A 19,441-nucleotide genomic window follows, 5' to 3' on the forward strand; every position below is an offset into this window, starting at 1 on the left:
AATCGGTGGAGCTGCATGACAAAGTCATCGGGCATTATCTGAACATAAAACACTATCAATAAGTTGGAGTCATTACCCTGGTGATAGTATACTATTATTCTGGTTAATCGCTGTCAAATTGATGATTTTGGTTAGTATTGCAATAGCGAAGGGTTTGATCCGGTAAGACTGGCTAGGCAAGGCTATACCAAAAAATCAGTGTAGGTTCAGAAAACGATGCACCATACAATCATCAATAATTTCAAATTGTCCATTGTGCATAAATCATAAAGAAAACCGCAGCACGTCGTATGCAAGAACGTGCTGCGGTTGGCTGGTGAACTTTCGATAGTGCGAGTATTGAATGATTTCCAGCTGTTGCCGATTTTACTATGTTTTCAGTAGAACACTTAGACAAAACTGAGGCACACAAATCTTTGCACTGGATTGCAAGGCTTTGTGCTTCTCTGGAGTGCGACATGTTTGATAACAAAAAATTAGCGCAAGAAGACAAAAATCACCTTGCGCTAATGCTCTGTCTCAGGTCACTAATACTATCTAAGTAGTTGATTCATAGTGACTGGATATGTTGTGTTTTGTAGCATCATGTAGTCTATTTTTTAGACTAAAGATATTGTAACACATTGATATTAATGGTTTTTAATGTTTCGCGTTCAGCTTTTTTATACTAACTTGAGCGAAACGGGAAGGTAAAAAGACAAAAAGTTGTTTTTAATACCTTTAAGTGATACCAGATGGCATTGCGCCATCTGGCAGAGTGATTAACTAAACATCGCAGTAATCGAGGCGCTTGCCAGAGAGTGGAAATGAACGTTAAACCCGACCATCGCGCCGCTGGCACCTTCATCGACATCAATACGTTCTATATCCAGCGCGTGAACGGTAAAAATGTAGCGATGAGTTTCGCCTTTCGGCGGTGCTGCGCCATCGTACCCGGTTTTACCAAAGTCGGTACGCGTCTGCAAAACGCCGTCTGGCATTGCTACCAGACCAGAGCCAAACCCTTGCGGTAATACGCGGGTATCAGCGGGTAAGTTAACAACTACCCAGTGCCACCAGCCGGAGCCGGTTGGCGCATCCGGGTCGTAGCAGGTGACAACAAAACTTTTCGTTCCCGCAGGAACATCATCCCACGCCAGATGCGGTGAAATATTATCGCCATCGTAACCCATGCCGTTAAAGACATGACGATGCGGCAATTTATCGCCATCGCGCAGATCGTTACTGATGAGTTTCATGAACCCTCCTTTCTTGTTTGCAGAAAGTGTAGCCAGAAACCCTCACGCGGACTTCTCGTTATTGGCAAAAAAATGTTTCATCCTGTACCGCGCGGTTAACCGCTGCGGTCAGACGCTGCAACTGTTGCGGGAGAATAATATAGGGCGGCATCAGGTAAATCAGTTTGCCAAAAGGTCGGATCCAGACACCCTGTTCGACAAAGAATTTTTGCAGCGCCGCCATATTCACCGGATGAGTGGTTTCGACCACGCCAATGGCCCCCAGTACGCGCACATCGGCAACCATTTCGGCATCACGGGCGGGGGCAAGTTGCTCGCGCAGCTGTACTTCAATATCCGCCACCTGTTGCTGCCAGTCGCCAGATTCGAGAATCGCCAGGCTGGCGTTTGCTGCCGCGCAGGCCAGCGGATTGCCCATAAAAGTTGGCCCATGCATAAAGCAACCGGCTTCACCGTTACTGATGGTTTCTGCAACCTCGCGCGTGGTGAGTGTGGCGGAAAGGGTCATTGTGCCGCCGGTTAAGGCTTTACCGAGGCACAAAATGTCCGGCGCGATTTCTGCATGTTCACAGGCAAACAGTTTCCCGGTACGACCAAATCCAGTGGCGATCTCGTCGGCAATCAGCAAGATACCTTCGCGATCGCATATTTTGCGGATTCGTTTTAACCATTCCGGATGGTACATGCGCATCCCGCCTGCGCCCTGGACAATCGGCTCAATGATCACCGCCGCGATTTCATGACGATGCGCCGCCATCAGGCGGGCAAAGCCCACCATATCGCGCTCATCCCATTCGCCATCCATACGGCTTTGTGGGGCGGGAGCAAACAAGTTTTCTGGCAGATAGCCTTTCCACAGGCTGTGCATTGAGTTGTCCGGATCGCACACCGACATCGCGCCAAAGGTATCGCCATGATAACCATTGCGGAAGGTCAGAAAACGCTGGCGCGCTTCGCCTTTGGCCTGCCAGTACTGCAACGCCATTTTCATCGCCACTTCCACCGCTACGGAGCCGGAGTCCGCGAGAAAAACGCATTCCAGCGGTTGCGGCGTCATTGCCACCAGTTTGCGGCATAGCTCGATGGCGGGCGCATGGGTGATACCGCCAAACATCACATGCGACATAGCATCAATTTGCGACTTCATCGCCGCATTAAGCTGCGGGTGATTATAGCCGTGGATCGCCGCCCACCAGGACGACATACCGTCAACCAGGCGTCTGCCGTCAGACAAAATTAGCTCGCAACCTTCGGCGCTCGCGACCGGATAAACCGGCAGAGGGGAGGTCATGGATGTGTATGGGTGCCAGATATGGCGTTGGTCAAAGGCAAGATCGTCCGTTGTCATAATCGACTTGTAAACCAAATTGAAAAGATTTAGGTTTACAAGTCTACACCGAATTAACAACAAAAAACACGTTTTGGAGAAGCCCCATGGCTCACCGCCCACGCTGGACATTGTCGCAAGTCACAGAATTATTTGAAAAACCGTTGCTGGATCTGCTGTTTGAAGCGCAGCAGGTACATCGACAGCATTTCGATCCTCGTCAGGTGCAGGTCAGCACTTTGCTGTCGATTAAGACCGGAGCTTGTCCGGAAGATTGCAAATACTGCCCGCAAAGCTCGCGCTACAAAACCGGGCTGGAAGCCGAGCGGTTGATGGAAGTTGAACAGGTGCTGGAGTCGGCGCGCAAAGCGAAAGCGGCAGGATCGACGCGCTTCTGTATGGGCGCGGCGTGGAAGAATCCCCACGAACGCGATATGCCGTACCTGGAACAAATGGTGCAGGGGGTAAAAGCGATGGGGCTGGAGGCGTGTATGACGCTGGGCACGTTGAGTGAATCTCAGGCGCAGCGCCTCGCGAACGCCGGGCTGGATTACTACAACCACAACCTGGACACCTCGCCGGAGTTTTACGGCAATATCATCACCACACGCACTTATCAGGAACGCCTCGATACGCTGGAAAAAGTGCGCGATGCCGGGATCAAAGTCTGTTCTGGCGGCATTGTGGGCTTAGGCGAAACGGTAAAAGATCGCGCCGGATTATTGCTGCAACTGGCAAACCTGCCGACGCCGCCGGAAAGCGTGCCAATCAACATGCTGGTGAAGGTGAAAGGCACGCCGCTTGCCGATAACGATGATGTCGATGCCTTTGATTTTATTCGCACCATTGCGGTCGCGCGGATCATGATGCCAACCTCTTACGTGCGCCTTTCTGCCGGACGCGAGCAGATGAACGAACAGACTCAGGCGATGTGCTTTATGGCAGGCGCAAACTCGATTTTCTACGGTTGCAAACTGCTGACCACGCCGAATCCGGAAGAAGATAAAGACCTGCAACTGTTCCGCAAACTGGGGCTAAATCCGCAGCAAACTGCCGTGCTGGCGGGCGATAACGAACAACAGCAGCGTCTGGAACAGGCACTGATGACCCCGGACACTGACGAATATTACAACGCGGCAGCACTATGAGCTGGCAGGATAGAATCAACGCGGCCCTCGATGCGCGGCGTGCTGCCGATGCCCTGCGTCGCCGTTATCCAGTGGCGCAAGGAGCAGGACGCTGGCTGGTGGCGGACGATCGCCAGTATCTGAACTTTTCCAGTAACGATTATTTAGGTTTAAGCCATCATCCGCAAATTATCCGTGCCTGGAAGCAGAGTGCGGAGCAATTTGGCGTCGGTAGCGGCGGCTCCGGTCACGTCAGCGGTTATAGCGTGGCACATCAGGCGCTGGAAGAAGAACTGGCCGAGTGGCTGGGCTATTCGCGGGCACTGCTGTTTATCTCTGGTTTTGCCGCTAATCAGGCGGTCATTGCCGCGATGATGGCGAAAGAGGACCGTATTGTTGCCGACCGGCTTAGCCATGCCTCATTGCTGGAGGCTGCCAGTTTAAGCCCGTCGCAGCTTCGCCGTTTTGTTCATAACGATGTCACTCATCTGGCGCGACTGCTTGCTTCCCCCTGTCCGGGGCAGCAAATGGTGGTGACAGAAGGCGTGTTCAGCATGGACGGCGATAGTGCGCCACTGGCGGAAATCCAGCAGGTAACGCAACAGCACAATGGCTGGTTGATGGTCGATGATGCCCACGGCACGGGCGTTATCGGGGAGCAGGGGCGCGGCAGCTGCTGGCTGCAAAAGGTAAAACCAGAATTGCTGGTAGTGACTTTTGGCAAAGGATTTGGCGTCAGCGGGGCAGCGGTGCTTTGCTCCAGTACGGTGGCGGATTATCTGCTGCAATTCGCCCGCCACCTTATCTACAGCACCAGTATGCCGCCCGCTCAGGCGCAGGCATTACGTGCGTCGCTGGCGGTCATTCGCAGTGATGAGGGTGATGCACGGCGCGAAAAACTGGCGGCACTCATTACGCGTTTTCGTGCCGGAGTACAGGATTTGCCGTTTACGCTTGCTGATTCATGCAGCGCCATCCAGCCATTGATTGTCGGTGATAACAGCCGTGCGTTACAACTGGCAGAAAAACTGCGCCAGCAAGGCTGCTGGGTCACGGCGATTCGCCCGCCAACCGTACCCGCTGGTACTGCGCGACTGCGCTTAACGCTAACCGCTGCGCATGAAATGCAGGATATCGACCGTCTGCTGGAGGTGCTGCATGGCAACGGTTAATAAACAAGCCATTGCAGCGGCATTTGGTCGGGCAGCCGCACACTATGAGCAACATGCAGATCTACAGCGCCAGAGTGCTGACGCCTTACTGGCAATGCTTCCACAGCGTAAATACACCCACGTACTGGACGCGGGTTGTGGACCTGGCTGGATGAGCCGCCACTGGCGGGAACGTCACGCGCAGGTGACGGCCTTAGATCTCTCGCCGCCAATGCTTGTTCAGGCACGCCAGAAGGATGCCGCAGACCATTATCTGGCGGGAGATATCGAATCCCTGCCGTTAGCGACTGCGACGTTCGATCTTGCATGGAGCAATCTCGCAGTGCAGTGGTGCGGTAATTTATCCACGGCACTCCGCGAGCTGTATCGGGTGGTGCGCCCCAAAGGCGTGGTCGCGTTTACCACGCTGGTGCAGGGATCGTTACCCGAACTGCATCAGGCGTGGCAGGCGGTGGACGAGCGTCCGCATGCTAATCGCTTTTTACCGCCAGATGAAATCGAACAGTCGCTGAACGGCGTGCATTATCAACATCATATTCAGCCCATCACGCTGTGGTTTGATGATGCGCTCAGTGCCATGCGTTCGCTGAAAGGCATCGGTGCCACGCATCTTCATGAAGGGCGCGACCCGCGAATATTAACGCGTTCGCAGTTGCAGCGATTGCAACTGGCCTGGCCGCAACAGCAGGGGCGATATCCTCTGACGTATCATCTTTTTTTGGGAGTGATTGCTCGTGAGTAAACGTTATTTTGTCACCGGAACGGATACCGAAGTGGGGAAAACTGTCGCCAGTTGTGCACTTTTACAAGCCGCAAAGGCAGCAGGCTACCGGACGGCAGGTTATAAACCGGTCGCCTCTGGCAGCGAAAAGACCCCGGAAGGTTTACGCAATAGCGACGCGCTGGCGTTACAGCGCAACAGCAGCCTGCAGCTGGATTACGCAACAGTAAATCCTTACACCTTCGCAGAACCCACTTCGCCGCACATCATCAGCGCGCAAGAGGGCAGACCGATAGAATCATTGGTAATGAGCGCCGGATTACGCGCGCTTGAACAACAGGCTGACTGGGTGTTAGTGGAAGGTGCTGGCGGCTGGTTTACGCCGCTTTCTGACACTTTCACTTTTGCAGATTGGGTAACACAGGAACAACTGCCGGTGATACTGGTAGTTGGTGTGAAACTCGGCTGTATTAATCACGCGATGTTGACTGCGCAGGCAATACAACACGCCGGACTGACTCTGGCGGGTTGGGTGGCGAACGATGTTACGCCTCCGGGAAAACGTCACGCTGAATATATGACCACGCTCACCCGCATGATTCCCGCGCCGCTGCTGGGAGAGATCCCCTGGCTTGCAGAAAATCCAGAAAATGCGGCAACCGGAAAGTACATAAACCTTGCCTTGTTGTAGCCATTCTGTATTTGGTTAAATTGCGAGCGAGATCGCGTCTTCGATTGACTGCAATTTAACCAATTAAATTCTAAAATAATCACGAAAAAAATTTTACTTCCGCCTCATGCGGCGAATGTGGGAATTGCCCAGGCGGCGGGGGATAGGGGCTGGAGACAGTTATCCACTATTCCTGTGGATAACCATGTGTATTAGAGTTAGAAAACACGAGGCAAGCGAGAGAATACGCGGCTTGCACGCGAATTGGCGTTAAAGACGGCTCAAAGAAATATCTTTTATTTTTTAACTGGTTAGATAAATGCAATGGCAGTCACTGAACAGGCATCTCTTGCCATAAAACTGTCATCACTCATCTTGACAAATGTTAAAAAAGCCGTTGCTTTGGGGATAACCCGGTAAGGCCGGAGTTTTATCTCGCCACAGAGTAAATTTTGCTCATGATTGACAGCGGAGTTTACGCTGTATCAGAAATATTATGGTGATGAACTGTTTTTTTATCCAGTATAATTTGTTGGCATAATTAAGTACGACGAGTAAAATTACATACCTGCCCGCCCAACTCCTTCAGGTAGCGACTCATGAGTAAACCGTTCAAACTGAATTCCGCTTTTAAACCTTCTGGCGATCAGCCAGAGGCGATTCGACGTCTCGAAGAGGGGCTGGAAGATGGCCTGGCGCACCAGACGTTACTTGGCGTGACTGGCTCAGGGAAAACCTTCACCATTGCCAATGTCATTGCTGACCTTCAGCGCCCAACCATGGTACTTGCGCCCAACAAAACGCTGGCGGCCCAGCTGTATGGCGAAATGAAAGAGTTCTTCCCGGAAAACGCGGTGGAGTATTTCGTCTCCTACTACGACTACTATCAGCCGGAAGCCTATGTACCGAGTTCCGACACTTTCATTGAGAAAGATGCCTCGGTTAACGAACATATTGAGCAGATGCGTTTATCCGCCACCAAAGCGATGCTGGAGCGGCGTGATGTGGTTGTGGTGGCGTCTGTTTCCGCGATTTATGGTCTGGGCGATCCTGATTTATATCTCAAGATGATGCTCCATCTCACGGTCGGTATGATTATCGATCAGCGCGCGATTCTGCGCCGACTGGCGGAGCTGCAATACGCTCGTAATGATCAAGCATTCCAGCGTGGTACTTTCCGCGTTCGTGGCGAGGTGATAGATATCTTCCCGGCAGAATCGGATGACATTGCACTTCGCGTGGAACTGTTTGACGAGGAAGTGGAACGATTGTCGTTATTTGACCCGCTGACCGGGCAGATTGTTTCCACTATTCCACGTTTTACCATCTACCCGAAAACGCACTACGTCACACCGCGCGAGCGCATCGTACAGGCGATGGAGGAGATCAAAGAAGAGCTGGCCGCCAGACGCAAAGTGCTGTTGGAAAACAACAAACTGCTGGAAGAGCAGCGGCTGACCCAGCGTACCCAGTTTGATCTGGAGATGATGAACGAGCTGGGCTACTGTTCGGGGATTGAAAACTACTCGCGCTTCCTCTCCGGTCGTGGACCGGGTGAGCCACCGCCGACGCTGTTTGATTACCTCCCTGCTGATGGGCTGCTGGTGGTCGATGAATCTCACGTCACCATTCCACAAATTGGCGGCATGTATCGCGGTGACCGGGCGCGTAAAGAGACACTGGTGGAGTACGGCTTCCGCCTGCCATCAGCGCTGGATAACCGTCCGCTTAAGTTTGAAGAGTTCGAAGCATTAGCGCCGCAAACCATCTATGTTTCGGCGACGCCGGGTAATTACGAGCTGGAAAAATCCGGCGGCGATGTGGTGGATCAGGTGGTGCGTCCAACCGGATTGCTTGACCCGATTATCGAAGTGCGGCCGGTGGCGACACAGGTTGATGATCTTCTTTCGGAGATTCGTCAGCGAGCGGCAATTAACGAACGCGTACTGGTCACCACACTGACCAAGCGGATGGCGGAAGATCTTACCGAATATCTCGAAGAACATGGCGAGCGCGTGCGTTATCTTCACTCAGATATCGACACCGTCGAACGTATGGAGATTATCCGCGACTTGCGTCTGGGTGAGTTCGACGTGCTGGTAGGGATCAACTTACTGCGCGAAGGTCTGGATATGCCGGAAGTGTCGCTGGTGGCGATCCTCGACGCTGACAAAGAAGGCTTCCTGCGTTCCGAACGTTCGTTGATCCAGACCATTGGTCGTGCGGCACGTAACGTTAACGGTAAAGCGATTCTCTACGGCGATAAGATCACCCCATCAATGGCGAAAGCGATTGGCGAAACCGAACGTCGCCGCGAGAAACAGCAGAAGTACAACGAAGAACACGGCATTACGCCGCAAGGCTTGAACAAGAAAGTGGTCGATATCCTGGCGCTGGGGCAGAACATTGCCAAAACCAAAGCGAAGGGCAGAGGAAAATCGCGCCCGATTGTTGAGCCGGATAATGTGCCGATGGATATGTCGCCTAAAGCGCTGCAGCAGAAAATCCATGAACTGGAAGGGTTGATGATGCAACACGCGCAGAATCTGGAGTTCGAAGAAGCGGCGCAAATTCGTGACCAGTTGCATCAGCTGCGTGAATTGTTTATCGCGGCGTCGTGACAGGATAACGATGAAGACAGATGACAAAAGCAAAATTGCCTGATGTGCTACGCTTATCAGGCCTACATGATCTCTGCAATACATTGAATTAGCGCGGTTTGTAGGCCGGATAAGGCGTTCACGCCGCATCCGGCATAAACAACGCGCACTTTGTCTTCAATAGGAAGCCGGAATTTTCCTTCGGATTTCCGTTAACCTAAAGCCTGTAACGCCTTTTCCAGCGCGTTATGTAACAACTGGCGGTCATGACGATACGGAATATCGCTGGCCTCCAGTACCTCCTGGATCACAATCCGCTCTTTCACCGCCGAGACATCCACTTTTGGCCCGACGATGACCGCATCAATGACCTTTTTACCAACATACTGCTCCATAATTGCCAGCTTGCTTTCCAGCTTCAAATTAGCCGCAGGTAAACTCAACTCACGCCCCAGATTGCCGATATAAACCATCGGCGCTGGCGTGCGGCGTAATGCCTGGGCGATTTCCTTCAGCAGCAGAATTGGCATCAGGCTGGTATAAAAACTGCCAGGCCCAATAATGATGAGATCCGCTTCATTGATAGCGTGAACCGCCTCACGCGTTGCGGGTACATTAGGCGTTAACAATAACTCTTGAATCGGCGTAGTTAACTGGTCGATATTGACCTCGCCGTAAACTTCATGCCCCTGATCGTCAATCGCCATCAGATCAACAGGATGCTCTGACATTGGAATCAAATGCGTATCCACTTTCAGCAGATTACGAATTAAATTGATGGCTTCCAGAGGCCGCACGCTAAGGTGATCCAGCGCCTTTAACATCAAGTTTCCGAGATTATGACCGGAAAGTTCGCCATTGCCACCAAAACGGTATTCAAACATCGCGGAGGCGACGCTCGGTTCCGTTATCAGCTGATTGAGGCAGTTGCGCATATCGCCCCAGGCAATGCCGCCTTCTGAACGGCGAATACGCCCCGTCGAGCCACCATTATCGGTGGTGGTGACGATACCCGTTAAACGAGAACCCAAAGACGAAAGTGATGAGAGAACGCGTCCCAGTCCATGCCCTCCGCCGAGAGCAACGACACGATCAAGATCAGCCAGCGTACGATTGCGCATATAGTTTCCTGGAGTCAGATTATCCGCGCTACAGTAGCGCAAATTGCGGGGAAACAGCAATTAACCTGCCAATATTGAGGATACAAACTATTTTCTTCTACCTCTAAAGGACGATGCACGCTATGCCGCCCTGATGATGTATATCAAAGTAAAACTGCCATTTTCCCTTATTCTGTAGCGAAATAGCACGATCATGACGCTATATACATGATTACATAGCGAAAGTGTGGATGGTAAAAATCTCATTTACACGCTAGTATCGGCTTAACCACTAAACACTCTAGCCTCTGCACCTGGGTCAACTGATACGGTGCTTTGGCCGTGACAATGCTCGTAAAGATTGCCACCAGGGCGAAGGAAGAAATGACTTCGCCTCCCGTATCTGGAAAGGTGTACATGGCTTCACAACTGACTGATGCATTTGCGCGTAAGTTTTACTACTTGCGCCTGTCGATTACCGATGTGTGTAACTTTCGTTGCACCTACTGCCTGCCGGATGGCTACAAACCGAGCGGCGTCACCAATAAAGGCTTTCTTACCGTCGATGAAATTCGCCGGGTTACGCGCGCCTTCGCCAGTCTGGGCACCGAAAAAGTGCGCCTGACAGGAGGAGAGCCGTCTTTACGCCGCGACTTTACCGATATCATCGCCGCTGTGCGGGAAAACGACGCTATCCGCCAGATTGCGGTCACCACCAATGGTTACCGTCTGGAACGCGATGTGGCGAACTGGCGCGATGCGGGACTTACTGGCATTAACGTCAGTGTCGACAGTCTGGACGCCCGCCAGTTTCACGCTATTACCGGGCAGGATAAATTCAACCAGGTCATGGCAGGGATTGATGCTGCATTTGAGGCCGGTTTTGAGAAGGTCAAAGTCAATACCGTGCTGATGCGTGATGTTAATCATCACCAGCTCGACACCTTTCTGAACTGGATCCAGCATCGCCCTATCCAGCTGCGTTTCATCGAACTGATGGAAACGGGCGAGGGCAGTGAGCTCTTCCGTAAGCATCACATCTCTGGTCAGGTTCTGCGTGACGAGCTACTGCGTCGCGGCTGGATCCACCAATTACGTCAACGCAGCGACGGTCCCGCGCAAGTCTTTTGCCATCCGGATTACGCCGGAGAGATTGGCCTTATCATGCCGTATGAAAAAGACTTCTGCGCCACTTGCAACCGCCTGCGCGTTTCCTCCATTGGTAAACTCCATCTCTGCCTGTTTGGTGAAGGCGGCGTTAACCTGCGCGATCTGCTGGAAGACGATGCCCAGCAACAGGCGCTGGAAGCGCGTATTTCAGCGGCGCTGCGGGAGAAGAAACAGACCCATTTCCTGCATCAAAACAACACCGGTATTACGCAAAACTTATCGTACATTGGCGGCTAAAACGTCAAAAGGAGAGATCAGATGAGTCAGGTAAGCACTGAATTTATCCCGACCCGTATTGCTATTCTTACGGTTTCTAATCGGCGCGGTGAAGAAGACGATACCTCCGGTCACTATTTGCGCGATTCGGCGCAAGAAGCGGGCCATCACGTTGTCGATAAAGCCATTGTGAAAGAAAACCGCTACGCTATTCGCGCTCAGGTATCTGCGTGGATCGCCAGCGACGATGTACAAGTGGTGTTGATTACGGGTGGTACTGGCCTGACGGAAGGTGATCAGGCTCCCGAAGCATTGCTGCCGTTGTTCGACCGTGAAGTTGAAGGTTTTGGTGAAGTGTTCCGTATGTTGTCGTTTGAAGAGATTGGCACTTCCACGTTGCAATCTCGTGCGGTAGCGGGCGTCGCTAACAAAACGCTGATTTTCGCCATGCCGGGTTCGACCAAAGCGTGCCGTACCGCATGGGAAAATATCATCGCGCCGCAGTTGGATGCCCGTACGCGTCCGTGTAATTTCCATCCACATTTGAAGAAATAAGTATGTCGCAACTGACCCATATCAACGCCGCTGGCGAAGCGCACATGGTGGATGTCTCCGCCAAAGCGGAAACCGTGCGTGAAGCGCGGGCGGAAGCCTTTGTCACCATGCGCAGCGAGACGCTGGCGATGATTATTGATGGTCGCCACCACAAAGGCGACGTATTTGCCACTGCGCGTATTGCCGGTATTCAGGCGGCAAAACGCACCTGGGATCTGATCCCGCTCTGTCATCCGCTGATGCTCAGCAAAGTTGAAGTCAATTTACAGGCCGAGCCGGAGCACAATCGGGTGCGTATAGAAACCTTATGCCGCCTGACCGGGAAAACCGGTGTCGAAATGGAAGCATTAACCGCGGCCTCCGTGGCGGCGCTGACCATTTATGACATGTGCAAAGCGGTGCAAAAAGATATGGTGATTGGTTCGGTACGTTTGCTGGCGAAGAGCGGCGGCAAGTCGGGTGACTTTAAGGTGGAAGCGGATGATTAAAGTTCTTTTTTTCGCCCAGGTGCGCGAGTTGGTGGGAACAGATGCAACCGAAGTGGCTGCGGATTTCCCAACTGTTGAAGCGTTACGCCAGCACATGGCTGCGCAGAGCGATCGCTGGGCGCTGGCGCTGGAAGATGGCAAATTACTGGCTGCCGTCAACCAGACGCTGGTGAGTTTTGACCATCCGCTGACTGACGGCGACGAAGTAGCTTTCTTCCCGCCGGTAACCGGAGGTTAAGATGGCAGAAACCAAAATTGTTGTTGGTCCGCAGCCGTTCAGCGTAGGAGAAGAGTACCCGTGGCTGGCGGAGCGTGACGAAGACGGTGCGGTAGTCACCTTTACTGGTAAGGTGCGCAACCATAACCTGGGCGACAGCGTCAACGCATTAACCCTCGAACACTATCCGGGGATGACTGAAAAAGCACTGGCAGAAATTGTTGATGAAGCGCGTAACCGCTGGCCGCTGGGGCGCGTCACTGTGATTCACCGCATCGGGGAATTATGGCCGGGCGATGAAATCGTTTTTGTCGGTGTCACCAGTGCGCATCGCAGCAGTGCGTTTGAAGCCGGGCAGTTTATTATGGATTATCTCAAAACCCGCGCACCGTTCTGGAAGCGTGAAGCCACGCCGGAAGGCGACCGCTGGGTCGAAGCTCGGGAGAGCGATCGGCAGGCGGCAAAACGCTGGTAGTTTTTTGTTAGCCGGATAAGGCACCGCTGCGTCCGGCAATTTCACCGCTCAGTACATGCGTTTACGCTGCGTCGATGCACAGCCTCATCATTTTGCAGTATCCTTAAGATATTCCTAATATCTTAAGGAGATCGTCATGGACAGATTCCCACGTTCTGATTCAATTGTACAACCCCGGGCTGGCTTGCAGACTTATATGGCGCAAGTCTATGGCTGGATGACCGTTGGCTTGTTGCTGACCGCATTTGTTGCCTGGTATGCAGCTAATTCTGCGGCAGTGATGGAGCTGTTGTTCACTAACCGTGTCTTTTTAATCGGTCTGATCATCGCGCAATTAGCATTGGTTATTGTGTTATCAGCGATGATTCAAAAGCTGAGCGCAGGTGTAACGACTATGCTCTTTATGCTTTATTCGGCGCTGACGGGTCTTACGCTTTCCAGTATTTTCATTGTCTATACCGCTGCTTCTATCGCCAGTACTTTCGTCGTTACTGCCGGGATGTTCGGCGCAATGAGCCTGTATGGTTACACCACGAAGCGCGATCTAAGCGGCTTTGGCAATATGCTGTTTATGGCGTTAATCGGCATTGTGCTGGCATCGCTGGTCAACTTCTGGCTGAAAAGCGAAGCGTTGATGTGGGCAGTCACCTACATCGGCGTGATTGTCTTTGTCGGATTGACGGCGTATGACACCCAGAAACTGAAAAATATGGGTGAGCAGATTGATACCCGCGACACGTCGAACCTGCGCAAATATTCCATTCTTGGCGCGTTAACCTTGTATCTGGACTTCATCAACCTGTTCCTGATGTTGCTGCGGATCTTCGGCAACCGCCGTTAATTCTTTTTCACCATCAATATCCCGGCCATGTGTCGGGATTTTTTTCTTACTAAAAACGACACTTAACAAGTACCAGGTATAAAATACGCCTTATGGACGAGCGGAAGCGTTTTCCGTATCCATAAATACAAAAGTATTTTGTATGCGTGGGTTTAAATTTATTCATGATGAATATTAATATTTTTTCTAAGGATAACTAAAAGAATGGAATCATACTCGAAAAACAGCAATAAATTAGATTTTCAGCACGAGGCCAGGATATTAAACGGTATATGGCTCATTACCGCTTTAGGTTTGGTGGCAACCGCAGGACTAGCCTGGGGAGCTAAGTATCTCGAAATTACGGCAACCAAATATGATTCACCACCAATGTATGTCGCCATAGGGTTATTATTACTTTGTATGTATGGCTTAAGTAAGGATATCAACAAGATAAATGCCGCCATCGCGGGCGTAATATATCTGTTTTTACTCTCTTTGGTGGCGATTGTCGTTGCAAGTTTAGTTCCTGTATATGCCATTATCATCGTGTTCAGCACTGCGGGCGCGATGTTTTTAATCAGTATGCTGGCCGGTTTATTATTTAATGTTGATCCTGGTTCTCACCGTTTTATCATTATGATGACGTTGACAGGGTTGGCCCTGGTAATCATCGTGAATGCGGCATTAATGAGTGAACGGCCCATTTGGGTAATAAGTTGCTTAATGATTGTGTTATGGCCAGGCATTATCTCGCATGGACGAAATAAGCTCCTTGAACTGGCAGGAAAATGCCATAGTGAAGAGTTGTGGAGTCCGGTTCGTTGCGCTTTTACAGGTGCATTAACACTCTATTACTATTTTATCGGCTTCTTTGGGATACTTGCCGCGATAGCTATAACGCTTGTCTGGCAAAGGCATACGCGTTTTTTTCATTAGTCGTAAATGCAGATACTAAAGAACTTAACTGAACTTCACATCGCCGCTTCATTTTTCGCTCGTAGCTTTTTCGCCTGGCTTTCCAGCAACAGGTAACAGATCAGCGCCAGCAGCAGTGGGATAAAGTAATACAGCACACGGTAAGCGAGCAGGGCGGCGATAATTGTGCCTTTGGTGATATGCTCCCCAGCCAGTAGCGCGATAAACACCGCTTCCAGCACACCAATTCCCGCCGGAATATGCACGATGACGCCTGCAATACTACTAACCAGCAACACGCCCAGTACAAAGAAATAGTTAACGCTTTGACCAAGTAACAGCCAGATAATCGCCCCCATTACCATCCAGTTAACGCTGGAAATCAGCATCTGGGCGAGGGCGAATTTCCATGAAGGCAGTACCAGCTTTTGCCCTTTAATGGTCATATGGCGGTGCTTCGCGAAAGCGCAAAACCACAAATAAACCGCGATAATCATCAGTAAGCCAATGCCGAGAATACGCAGCGTAGTTTGATCGACATACCAGTGATCCGGCAACTCCACCACGCCTGCGGTAAAGATAATCCCCGCCAGCAAAATATAGCCCAGCCAGTTGGTGGTGATACTGAGCGAGAAAATCCGCGTAATAGTGCTACCGGGCAACCCCAGACGAGAGTACAAACGATAGCGCATACCAATGCCGCCGACCCAGGTACTGAGTGTCAGGTTGAAGGCGTAGCAGATAAACGACACCAGCATCACCTGGCGCTTCGCCAGTTTGTGACCGCAGTAAAAGCGGGCGAGCAGGTCATAGCAGCCGTAAATCAGATAACTGACGACCACCAGCCCGACCGCACTGAGCAGCGCAACGCGATTGTAGTCACGGATGACCTTCCAGACCTCTTCCCAGTCCACCTTTTTGGCGTAGACCACCAGCAACACAATCACCGCGATAAAAAACAGCCAGGTGAGGATCTTCTTTGCTAAGCGCCAGCGCGGGTGTGATTTACTCATCAGGGTTTTACCCCCGTGTTTTCAGTTTCTACCCGATCCTGCGTTTCCATTGTCGGTTGTGCGGGGGGATCAACCTGCGTCAGACGTGGTGTGTGTGCCGGAAGCCAGCCAACCAGCGCCGGGAAGTGGCGTAAAAAGTGGAACGCCAGCACGCTTTTGGTCAGGTTCCACCAGGTGCGTTTCGGCAGCATGGTCTCATCGACCTGCTGACAATCTGCGGCAATAATGCCGTTCAGATTATCGCGCAGCGTCTGGTTAAAATGACGATCGTGGATGATGACATTTGCTTCGAGATTCAGTGACAAACTGAGCGGATCGAGATTACTGGACCCTACTGTCGCCCAGTGATCGTCCATCAATGCCACTTTGCCGTGGAGCGGGCGGCGGCGGTACTCAAATACCTGAACGCCGCCTTTAACCAGATAGTTATACAGCAAGCGCGCACCGACTCTGACAATCGGCATATCCGGTTCGCCCTGAATGATCAGTTTGATCCGCACCCCGCGCCGTGCCGCTTTACGCAAGGCGTGTAAAAATCGATAGCCGGGGAAGAAGTAGGCGTTGGCGATAATGACTTCTCGCTGCGCCTGAGTGAGCATTTTCAGATAGTGACGTTCAATATCATCGCGATGTTCTTCGTTATCGCGCCAGACCAGCAATACCTGCGCTTCTCCCGGCTGGCGGTTCTCTTCCGCTTTGTGATGACGTCGCCACCAGCGTCGTGCCGCGCTCTGTCCAGGCAGGTTTTCCAGCTCAAACTGGAGAATATCTTCGACAATCGGCCCTTCAAGGCGTACCGCGTAATCCTGTTTAGCCTCTGGACCGTAGCTGGACATATGCTCGGCGGAGTAATTCAGCCCGCCAATAAAGGCGATACGCGCGTCGATCACCACAATTTTGCGATGCATCCGGCGAAACACATTGGTGCGCATACCAAAAAGGCGAGGGCGGGGATCGTAGTAGCGAAATACCACGCCAGCTGCCGTCAGTTCATTGACAAACTCATCGCTGAGATCCGGCGAACCGTAGCCATCCAGCAAGACTTCCGCTTTAACCCCGCGTTGCGCTGCTGCCAGTAGTGCCGCATGCAGCTGTTTGCCGACGTCATCCTCAAACCAGATAAACGTTTCAAGAATGATGCGTTCTTGTGCCTCGCCAATCGCCTTAAACACCGCGGGATAATATTGCTCGCCGTTTTCCAGCAATTCGATCTTATTGCCTTCACGCCAGCTACATTTCATAAATGAATCTCCGCACTTAAAGGGGCATGATCAGAAAGGTGTCGCCATGTCTGCAGCGGCAACGCGGTTGGCGCGCTGGCGCTGGCATTTTTGACGTAGATCCTGTCCAGACGTAGTAGAGGAAATTGCACCGGAAACGTGCGCGCCGGGCGTCCGTGGGCGCGGGTAAATATCTCATCCAGCCCGGCCTGCACTTTTAACGGATGATTAGCTTTTTGCCGCCAGTCGTTGAAATCACCCGCCACCAATACTGGTTCGCCGTCCGGCAGCTCATTGACCCATTCGGCGAGCATCGCAAGCTGCGCCTGACGGTGCGCCTCACGCAGGCCCAGATGTACGCACATCACATGAATCGCTTTTCCGGTCATCGGCGGCACAATGCGGCAGTAGAGCACGCCGCGCTTTTCCGCACCATCGACCGAAACATCGCGATTCTCATAATGTTCAATGGGATAACGCGACAGTACGGCGTTGCCGTGATGCCCTTCCGGGTATACGGCATTGCGACCGTAGGCAAAATCGCTCCACATAGTGTCGGCGAGAAACTCGTAGTGCGAGGTATCGGGCCAGTTTTCCACATGCAGCGGATGAACTTCGTGCGCGCCCATCACTTCCTGCAGGCAAACAATATCGGCGCTGACGGTACGCACGGCATCGCGAAGTTCCGGCAAAATGAAGCGTCGGTTAAACGCGGTAAAGCCTTTGTGAATATTGATGGTGAGCACCTTGAACGAAAATTGTTGTGTTTGATCGGGCATAATTTTCCTGTCTTTGCCTCTTATCTCATTGAAATAGTGTAGTCGGCGTCACAAAAAGGTGCGGTCTTACGGAATTTTCCGTAAAGTTCGGTACTCTGAGTAAGTAGAGATAAATTCTTCAGGAGAGAAGCCATGAAGTGGCAACAACGTGTTCGTGTCGCAACGGGTCTAAGTTGCTGGCAGATTATGTTGCATTTACTGGTAGTGGCGCTGCTGGTGGTGGGCTGGATGAGTAAGACTCTGGTTCACGTCGGCGTGGGATTATGCGCACTGTATTGTGTCACGGTAGTGATGATGCTGGTGTTTCAGCGCCACCCCGAGCAACGCTGGCGTGAGGTGGCAGACGTGCTGGAAGAGCTGACCACGACCTGGTATTTTGGCGCAGCGCTGATTGTGCTGTGGCTGTTGTCCCGCGTACTGGAAAACAACTTTTTGCTGGCAATTGCAGGGCTGGCGATCCTTGCTGGCCCGGCGGTAGTGTCTTTGCTGGCGAAAGATAAGAAGTTACATCACCTTACGTCTAAACATCGCGTACGCCGCTGACCCTGTCGTGGCCGTTATCACCAGTAGCGGCCACAAACTATTCCACACAATATCCAGACTCGCATCCTTCAAATAAATCTGCTTGGTAATGTCCGTAAAGTGGCGAATAGGGTTAATCCACGTCAGGTTTTGCAGCCATACTGGCATGTTTTCCACCGGAGAAACGTAACCGGAAAGGAGAATGGCGGGCATCATAAAAACAAACACGCCGATAAACGCCTGCTGTTGTGTCGAGCAGAGTGATGAAATCAACAGACCGAATCCCACCAGCGATAAACCGTAAATCACCATCGTAAAGTAGAACAGCGCCAGCGATCCGGCGAAGGGGATTTGATACGCCCAGATACCAATCGCCAGCACAATGGTGGCCTGGAAGGTGGCGACAATTAACGCCGGTACGGCTTTGCCGATGAAGATCTGCCAGGTGGTGAGCGGCGAAACCAGTAGCTGATCGAGCGTACCTTGCTCACGTTCGCGGGCGACGGAAAGTGAAGTGACGATCATTACGCCGATAGTGGTGATCATGGCGATCAGCGACGGCACCACAAACCATTTGTAGTCAAGATTCGGGTTATACCAGTTGCGTACCACCAGCTCGCTGTTGTTAGGTTTCGGTTTTCCTTCCAGCAGCTCCTGCTGATAATTTTTGACGATCTGTTGCAGGTAGTTGGCGGCAATTTGCGCACTGTTGGAGTTACGCCCGTCGAGGATCAACTGCAACGGCGCGGTCTGGAAGGTATCCAGTTTGCGCGAGAAGTCAGCCGGGAAACGCACCAGTAGTAACGCCTTTTGTGTGTCGATGGTTGGGCGGATCTCCTGTGGGCTTTTCAGCAGCAGCACATGGGTAAAGGCGCTGGCGCGGGCAAAACGTTGGGTCAGCTCCACCGAATGCTCGCCGTTATCTTCATCGTAGATGGCGATGGTGGCGTTAGTCACTTCCAGCGTGGCGGCGAACGGGAACAGGATCACCTGAATAAGCACAGGTAAAATCAGAATCGCGCGGGTTTGTGGTTCGCGCAGCAACGACTGCAACTCTTTGCGGATTAACGTCCATAAGCGATGAAACATGCTC

At 52.0% G+C, this 19,441-nt stretch carries 21 protein-coding genes and 1 riboswitch; of the genes, 14 read left to right on the top strand and 7 right to left on the bottom strand.

What is annotated here, in order from left to right; translation table 11 throughout:
* Positions 1 to 62, top strand: a 62-nt coding sequence (locus RTW80_RS31225) for an IS1 family transposase (protein WP_071528444.1), incomplete at its 5' end; no start/stop codon positions are given.
* A 699-nt stretch (positions 63 to 761) separates the two neighbouring features.
* On the opposite strand, the gene RTW80_RS02135 is transcribed toward RTW80_RS31225, so the two are convergent.
* Both RTW80_RS02135 and bioA read right to left on the bottom strand, forming a co-directional pair.
* A complete protein-coding gene (locus RTW80_RS02135) occupies positions 762 to 1,238 on the bottom strand; it encodes a kinase inhibitor (protein WP_000767389.1) in 477 nt (158 codons plus the stop codon).
* A gap of 58 nt (positions 1,239 to 1,296) precedes the next feature.
* Positions 1,297 to 2,586, bottom strand: coding sequence for an adenosylmethionine--8-amino-7-oxononanoate transaminase (gene bioA, locus RTW80_RS02140; RefSeq protein WP_001300379.1), 1,290 nt, complete (start codon positions 2,584 to 2,586; stop codon positions 1,297 to 1,299).
* Positions 2,587 to 2,672: 86 nt separating this feature from the next.
* Between bioA and bioB the strand changes: the two genes are divergently transcribed.
* The 5 genes from bioB (at position 2,673) to uvrB (ending at position 8,876) form a co-directional block, all read left to right on the top strand.
* Entirely contained in the window at positions 2,673 to 3,713 is a 1,041-nt protein-coding gene (gene bioB, locus RTW80_RS02145; RefSeq protein ID WP_000951213.1) for a biotin synthase BioB, read from the top strand.
* Entirely contained in the window at positions 3,710 to 4,864 is a 1,155-nt protein-coding gene (bioF, locus tag RTW80_RS02150; RefSeq protein WP_032247303.1) for an 8-amino-7-oxononanoate synthase, read from the top strand. The genes bioB and bioF overlap by 4 nt, the downstream gene beginning before the upstream one ends.
* A complete protein-coding gene (gene bioC / locus RTW80_RS02155) occupies positions 4,851 to 5,606 on the top strand; it encodes a malonyl-ACP O-methyltransferase BioC (protein WP_000246761.1) in 756 nt (251 codons plus the stop codon). The genes bioF and bioC overlap by 14 nt, the downstream gene beginning before the upstream one ends.
* Positions 5,599 to 6,276, top strand: a complete 678-nt coding sequence (bioD, locus tag RTW80_RS02160; RefSeq protein WP_000044837.1) for a dethiobiotin synthase — start codon at positions 5,599 to 5,601, stop codon at positions 6,274 to 6,276. Before bioC ends, bioD begins: the two co-directional genes overlap by 8 nt.
* A gap of 578 nt (positions 6,277 to 6,854) precedes the next feature.
* A complete protein-coding gene (gene uvrB, locus RTW80_RS02165; protein WP_000042533.1) occupies positions 6,855 to 8,876 on the top strand; it encodes an excinuclease ABC subunit UvrB in 2,022 nt (673 codons plus the stop codon).
* 191 nt (positions 8,877 to 9,067) lie between these two features.
* Here the strand turns inward: uvrB and yvcK are convergent, their stop codons facing one another.
* A complete protein-coding gene (yvcK, locus tag RTW80_RS02175) occupies positions 9,068 to 9,976 on the bottom strand; it encodes a uridine diphosphate-N-acetylglucosamine-binding protein YvcK (RefSeq protein ID WP_001295302.1) in 909 nt (302 codons plus the stop codon).
* Positions 9,977 to 10,240: 264 nt separating this feature from the next.
* Positions 10,241 to 10,385, top strand: a riboswitch (molybdenum cofactor riboswitch).
* Between yvcK and moaA the strand changes: the two genes are divergently transcribed.
* The 7 genes from moaA (at position 10,373) to RTW80_RS02210 (ending at position 14,835) form a co-directional block, all read left to right on the top strand.
* Positions 10,373 to 11,362 (top strand): GTP 3',8-cyclase MoaA, encoded by a 990-nt coding sequence (gene moaA, locus RTW80_RS02180; protein ID WP_001408763.1) that lies wholly within the window; start codon positions 10,373 to 10,375, stop codon positions 11,360 to 11,362. (Overlaps the previous riboswitch by 13 nt.)
* Positions 11,363 to 11,383: 21 nt before the next feature.
* Entirely contained in the window at positions 11,384 to 11,896 is a 513-nt protein-coding gene (gene moaB / locus RTW80_RS02185) for a molybdenum cofactor biosynthesis protein B (protein WP_000084639.1), read from the top strand.
* A gap of 2 nt (positions 11,897 to 11,898) precedes the next feature.
* Entirely contained in the window at positions 11,899 to 12,384 is a 486-nt protein-coding gene (gene moaC / locus RTW80_RS02190; RefSeq protein ID WP_000080888.1) for a cyclic pyranopterin monophosphate synthase MoaC, read from the top strand.
* A complete protein-coding gene (moaD, locus tag RTW80_RS02195; RefSeq protein ID WP_000598619.1) occupies positions 12,377 to 12,622 on the top strand; it encodes a molybdopterin synthase sulfur carrier subunit in 246 nt (81 codons plus the stop codon). Before moaC ends, moaD begins: the two co-directional genes overlap by 8 nt.
* A 1-nt stretch (position 12,623) precedes the next feature.
* Positions 12,624 to 13,076 (top strand): molybdopterin synthase catalytic subunit MoaE, encoded by a 453-nt coding sequence (moaE, locus tag RTW80_RS02200; protein WP_000852297.1) that lies wholly within the window; start codon positions 12,624 to 12,626, stop codon positions 13,074 to 13,076.
* A gap of 136 nt (positions 13,077 to 13,212) precedes the next feature.
* The gene (locus RTW80_RS02205; RefSeq protein WP_000373624.1) at positions 13,213 to 13,917 is read left to right on the top strand and encodes a Bax inhibitor-1/YccA family protein; all 705 of its coding nucleotides are present in this window, start codon (positions 13,213 to 13,215) and stop codon (positions 13,915 to 13,917) included.
* 204 nt (positions 13,918 to 14,121) lie between these two features.
* Positions 14,122 to 14,835 (top strand): Bax inhibitor-1/YccA family protein, encoded by a 714-nt coding sequence (locus tag RTW80_RS02210; protein ID WP_000446897.1) that lies wholly within the window; start codon positions 14,122 to 14,124, stop codon positions 14,833 to 14,835.
* Between the two features lie 35 nt (positions 14,836 to 14,870).
* Here the strand turns inward: RTW80_RS02210 and RTW80_RS02215 are convergent, their stop codons facing one another.
* Genes RTW80_RS02215 through RTW80_RS02225 form a run of 3 tightly spaced genes read right to left on the bottom strand, consistent with a single transcriptional unit; the run spans position 14,871 to position 17,826 of the window.
* Entirely contained in the window at positions 14,871 to 15,827 is a 957-nt protein-coding gene (locus RTW80_RS02215) for a YbhN family protein (protein ID WP_000045446.1), read from the bottom strand.
* Positions 15,827 to 17,068, bottom strand: coding sequence for a cardiolipin synthase ClsB (clsB, locus tag RTW80_RS02220; RefSeq protein ID WP_000650314.1), 1,242 nt, complete (start codon positions 17,066 to 17,068; stop codon positions 15,827 to 15,829). The genes RTW80_RS02215 and clsB overlap by 1 nt, the downstream gene beginning before the upstream one ends.
* On the bottom strand, positions 17,065 to 17,826 hold the full coding sequence (locus RTW80_RS02225; protein WP_001113347.1) for an endonuclease/exonuclease/phosphatase family protein: 762 nt from the start codon (positions 17,824 to 17,826) through the stop codon (positions 17,065 to 17,067). The genes clsB and RTW80_RS02225 overlap by 4 nt, the downstream gene beginning before the upstream one ends.
* Positions 17,827 to 17,958: 132 nt before the next feature.
* On the opposite strand from RTW80_RS02225, the gene RTW80_RS02230 reads away from it, so the two are divergent.
* Positions 17,959 to 18,369: a YbhQ family protein gene (locus RTW80_RS02230; RefSeq protein ID WP_000871982.1), complete on the top strand. Its 411-nt coding sequence runs from the start codon at positions 17,959 to 17,961 to the stop codon at positions 18,367 to 18,369.
* On the opposite strand, the gene RTW80_RS02235 is transcribed toward RTW80_RS02230, so the two are convergent.
* Positions 18,331 to 19,437, bottom strand: a complete 1,107-nt coding sequence (locus RTW80_RS02235) for an ABC transporter permease (RefSeq protein WP_000469031.1) — start codon at positions 19,435 to 19,437, stop codon at positions 18,331 to 18,333. The genes RTW80_RS02230 and RTW80_RS02235 overlap by 39 nt on opposite strands.
* Positions 19,438 to 19,441 lie beyond the last annotated feature (4 nt).

Origin of the sequence: Escherichia sp. AM3, from assembly GCF_032029835.1 — a bacterium.
In the GTDB taxonomy this organism is placed as follows: domain Bacteria; phylum Pseudomonadota; class Gammaproteobacteria; order Enterobacterales; family Enterobacteriaceae; genus Escherichia; species Escherichia coli.

Bases quoted from the DNA above. Each gene is read 5' to 3' on its own strand.
- RTW80_RS02135 (WP_000767389.1), bottom strand. From the start codon at position 1,238: ATGAAACTCATCAGTAACGATCTGCGCGATGGCGATAAATTGCCGCAT.
- bioA (WP_001300379.1), bottom strand. From the start codon at position 2,586: ATGACAACGGACGATCTTGCCTTTGACCAACGCCATATCTGGCACCCA.
- bioB (WP_000951213.1), top strand. From the start codon at position 2,673: ATGGCTCACCGCCCACGCTGGACATTGTCGCAAGTCACAGAATTATTT.
- bioF (WP_032247303.1), top strand. From the start codon at position 3,710: ATGAGCTGGCAGGATAGAATCAACGCGGCCCTCGATGCGCGGCGTGCT.
- bioC (WP_000246761.1), top strand. From the start codon at position 4,851: ATGGCAACGGTTAATAAACAAGCCATTGCAGCGGCATTTGGTCGGGCA.
- uvrB (WP_000042533.1), top strand. From the start codon at position 6,855: ATGAGTAAACCGTTCAAACTGAATTCCGCTTTTAAACCTTCTGGCGAT.
- yvcK (WP_001295302.1), bottom strand. From the start codon at position 9,976: ATGCGCAATCGTACGCTGGCTGATCTTGATCGTGTCGTTGCTCTCGGC.
- moaA (WP_001408763.1), top strand. From the start codon at position 10,373: ATGGCTTCACAACTGACTGATGCATTTGCGCGTAAGTTTTACTACTTG.
- moaB (WP_000084639.1), top strand. From the start codon at position 11,384: ATGAGTCAGGTAAGCACTGAATTTATCCCGACCCGTATTGCTATTCTT.
- moaC (WP_000080888.1), top strand. From the start codon at position 11,899: ATGTCGCAACTGACCCATATCAACGCCGCTGGCGAAGCGCACATGGTG.
- moaD (WP_000598619.1), top strand. From the start codon at position 12,377: ATGATTAAAGTTCTTTTTTTCGCCCAGGTGCGCGAGTTGGTGGGAACA.
- moaE (WP_000852297.1), top strand. From the start codon at position 12,624: ATGGCAGAAACCAAAATTGTTGTTGGTCCGCAGCCGTTCAGCGTAGGA.
- RTW80_RS02205 (WP_000373624.1), top strand. From the start codon at position 13,213: ATGGACAGATTCCCACGTTCTGATTCAATTGTACAACCCCGGGCTGGC.
- RTW80_RS02210 (WP_000446897.1), top strand. From the start codon at position 14,122: ATGGAATCATACTCGAAAAACAGCAATAAATTAGATTTTCAGCACGAG.
- RTW80_RS02215 (WP_000045446.1), bottom strand. From the start codon at position 15,827: ATGAGTAAATCACACCCGCGCTGGCGCTTAGCAAAGAAGATCCTCACC.
- clsB (WP_000650314.1), bottom strand. From the start codon at position 17,068: ATGAAATGTAGCTGGCGTGAAGGCAATAAGATCGAATTGCTGGAAAAC.
- RTW80_RS02225 (WP_001113347.1), bottom strand. From the start codon at position 17,826: ATGCCCGATCAAACACAACAATTTTCGTTCAAGGTGCTCACCATCAAT.
- RTW80_RS02230 (WP_000871982.1), top strand. From the start codon at position 17,959: ATGAAGTGGCAACAACGTGTTCGTGTCGCAACGGGTCTAAGTTGCTGG.
- RTW80_RS02235 (WP_000469031.1), bottom strand. From the start codon at position 19,437: ATGTTTCATCGCTTATGGACGTTAATCCGCAAAGAGTTGCAGTCGTTG.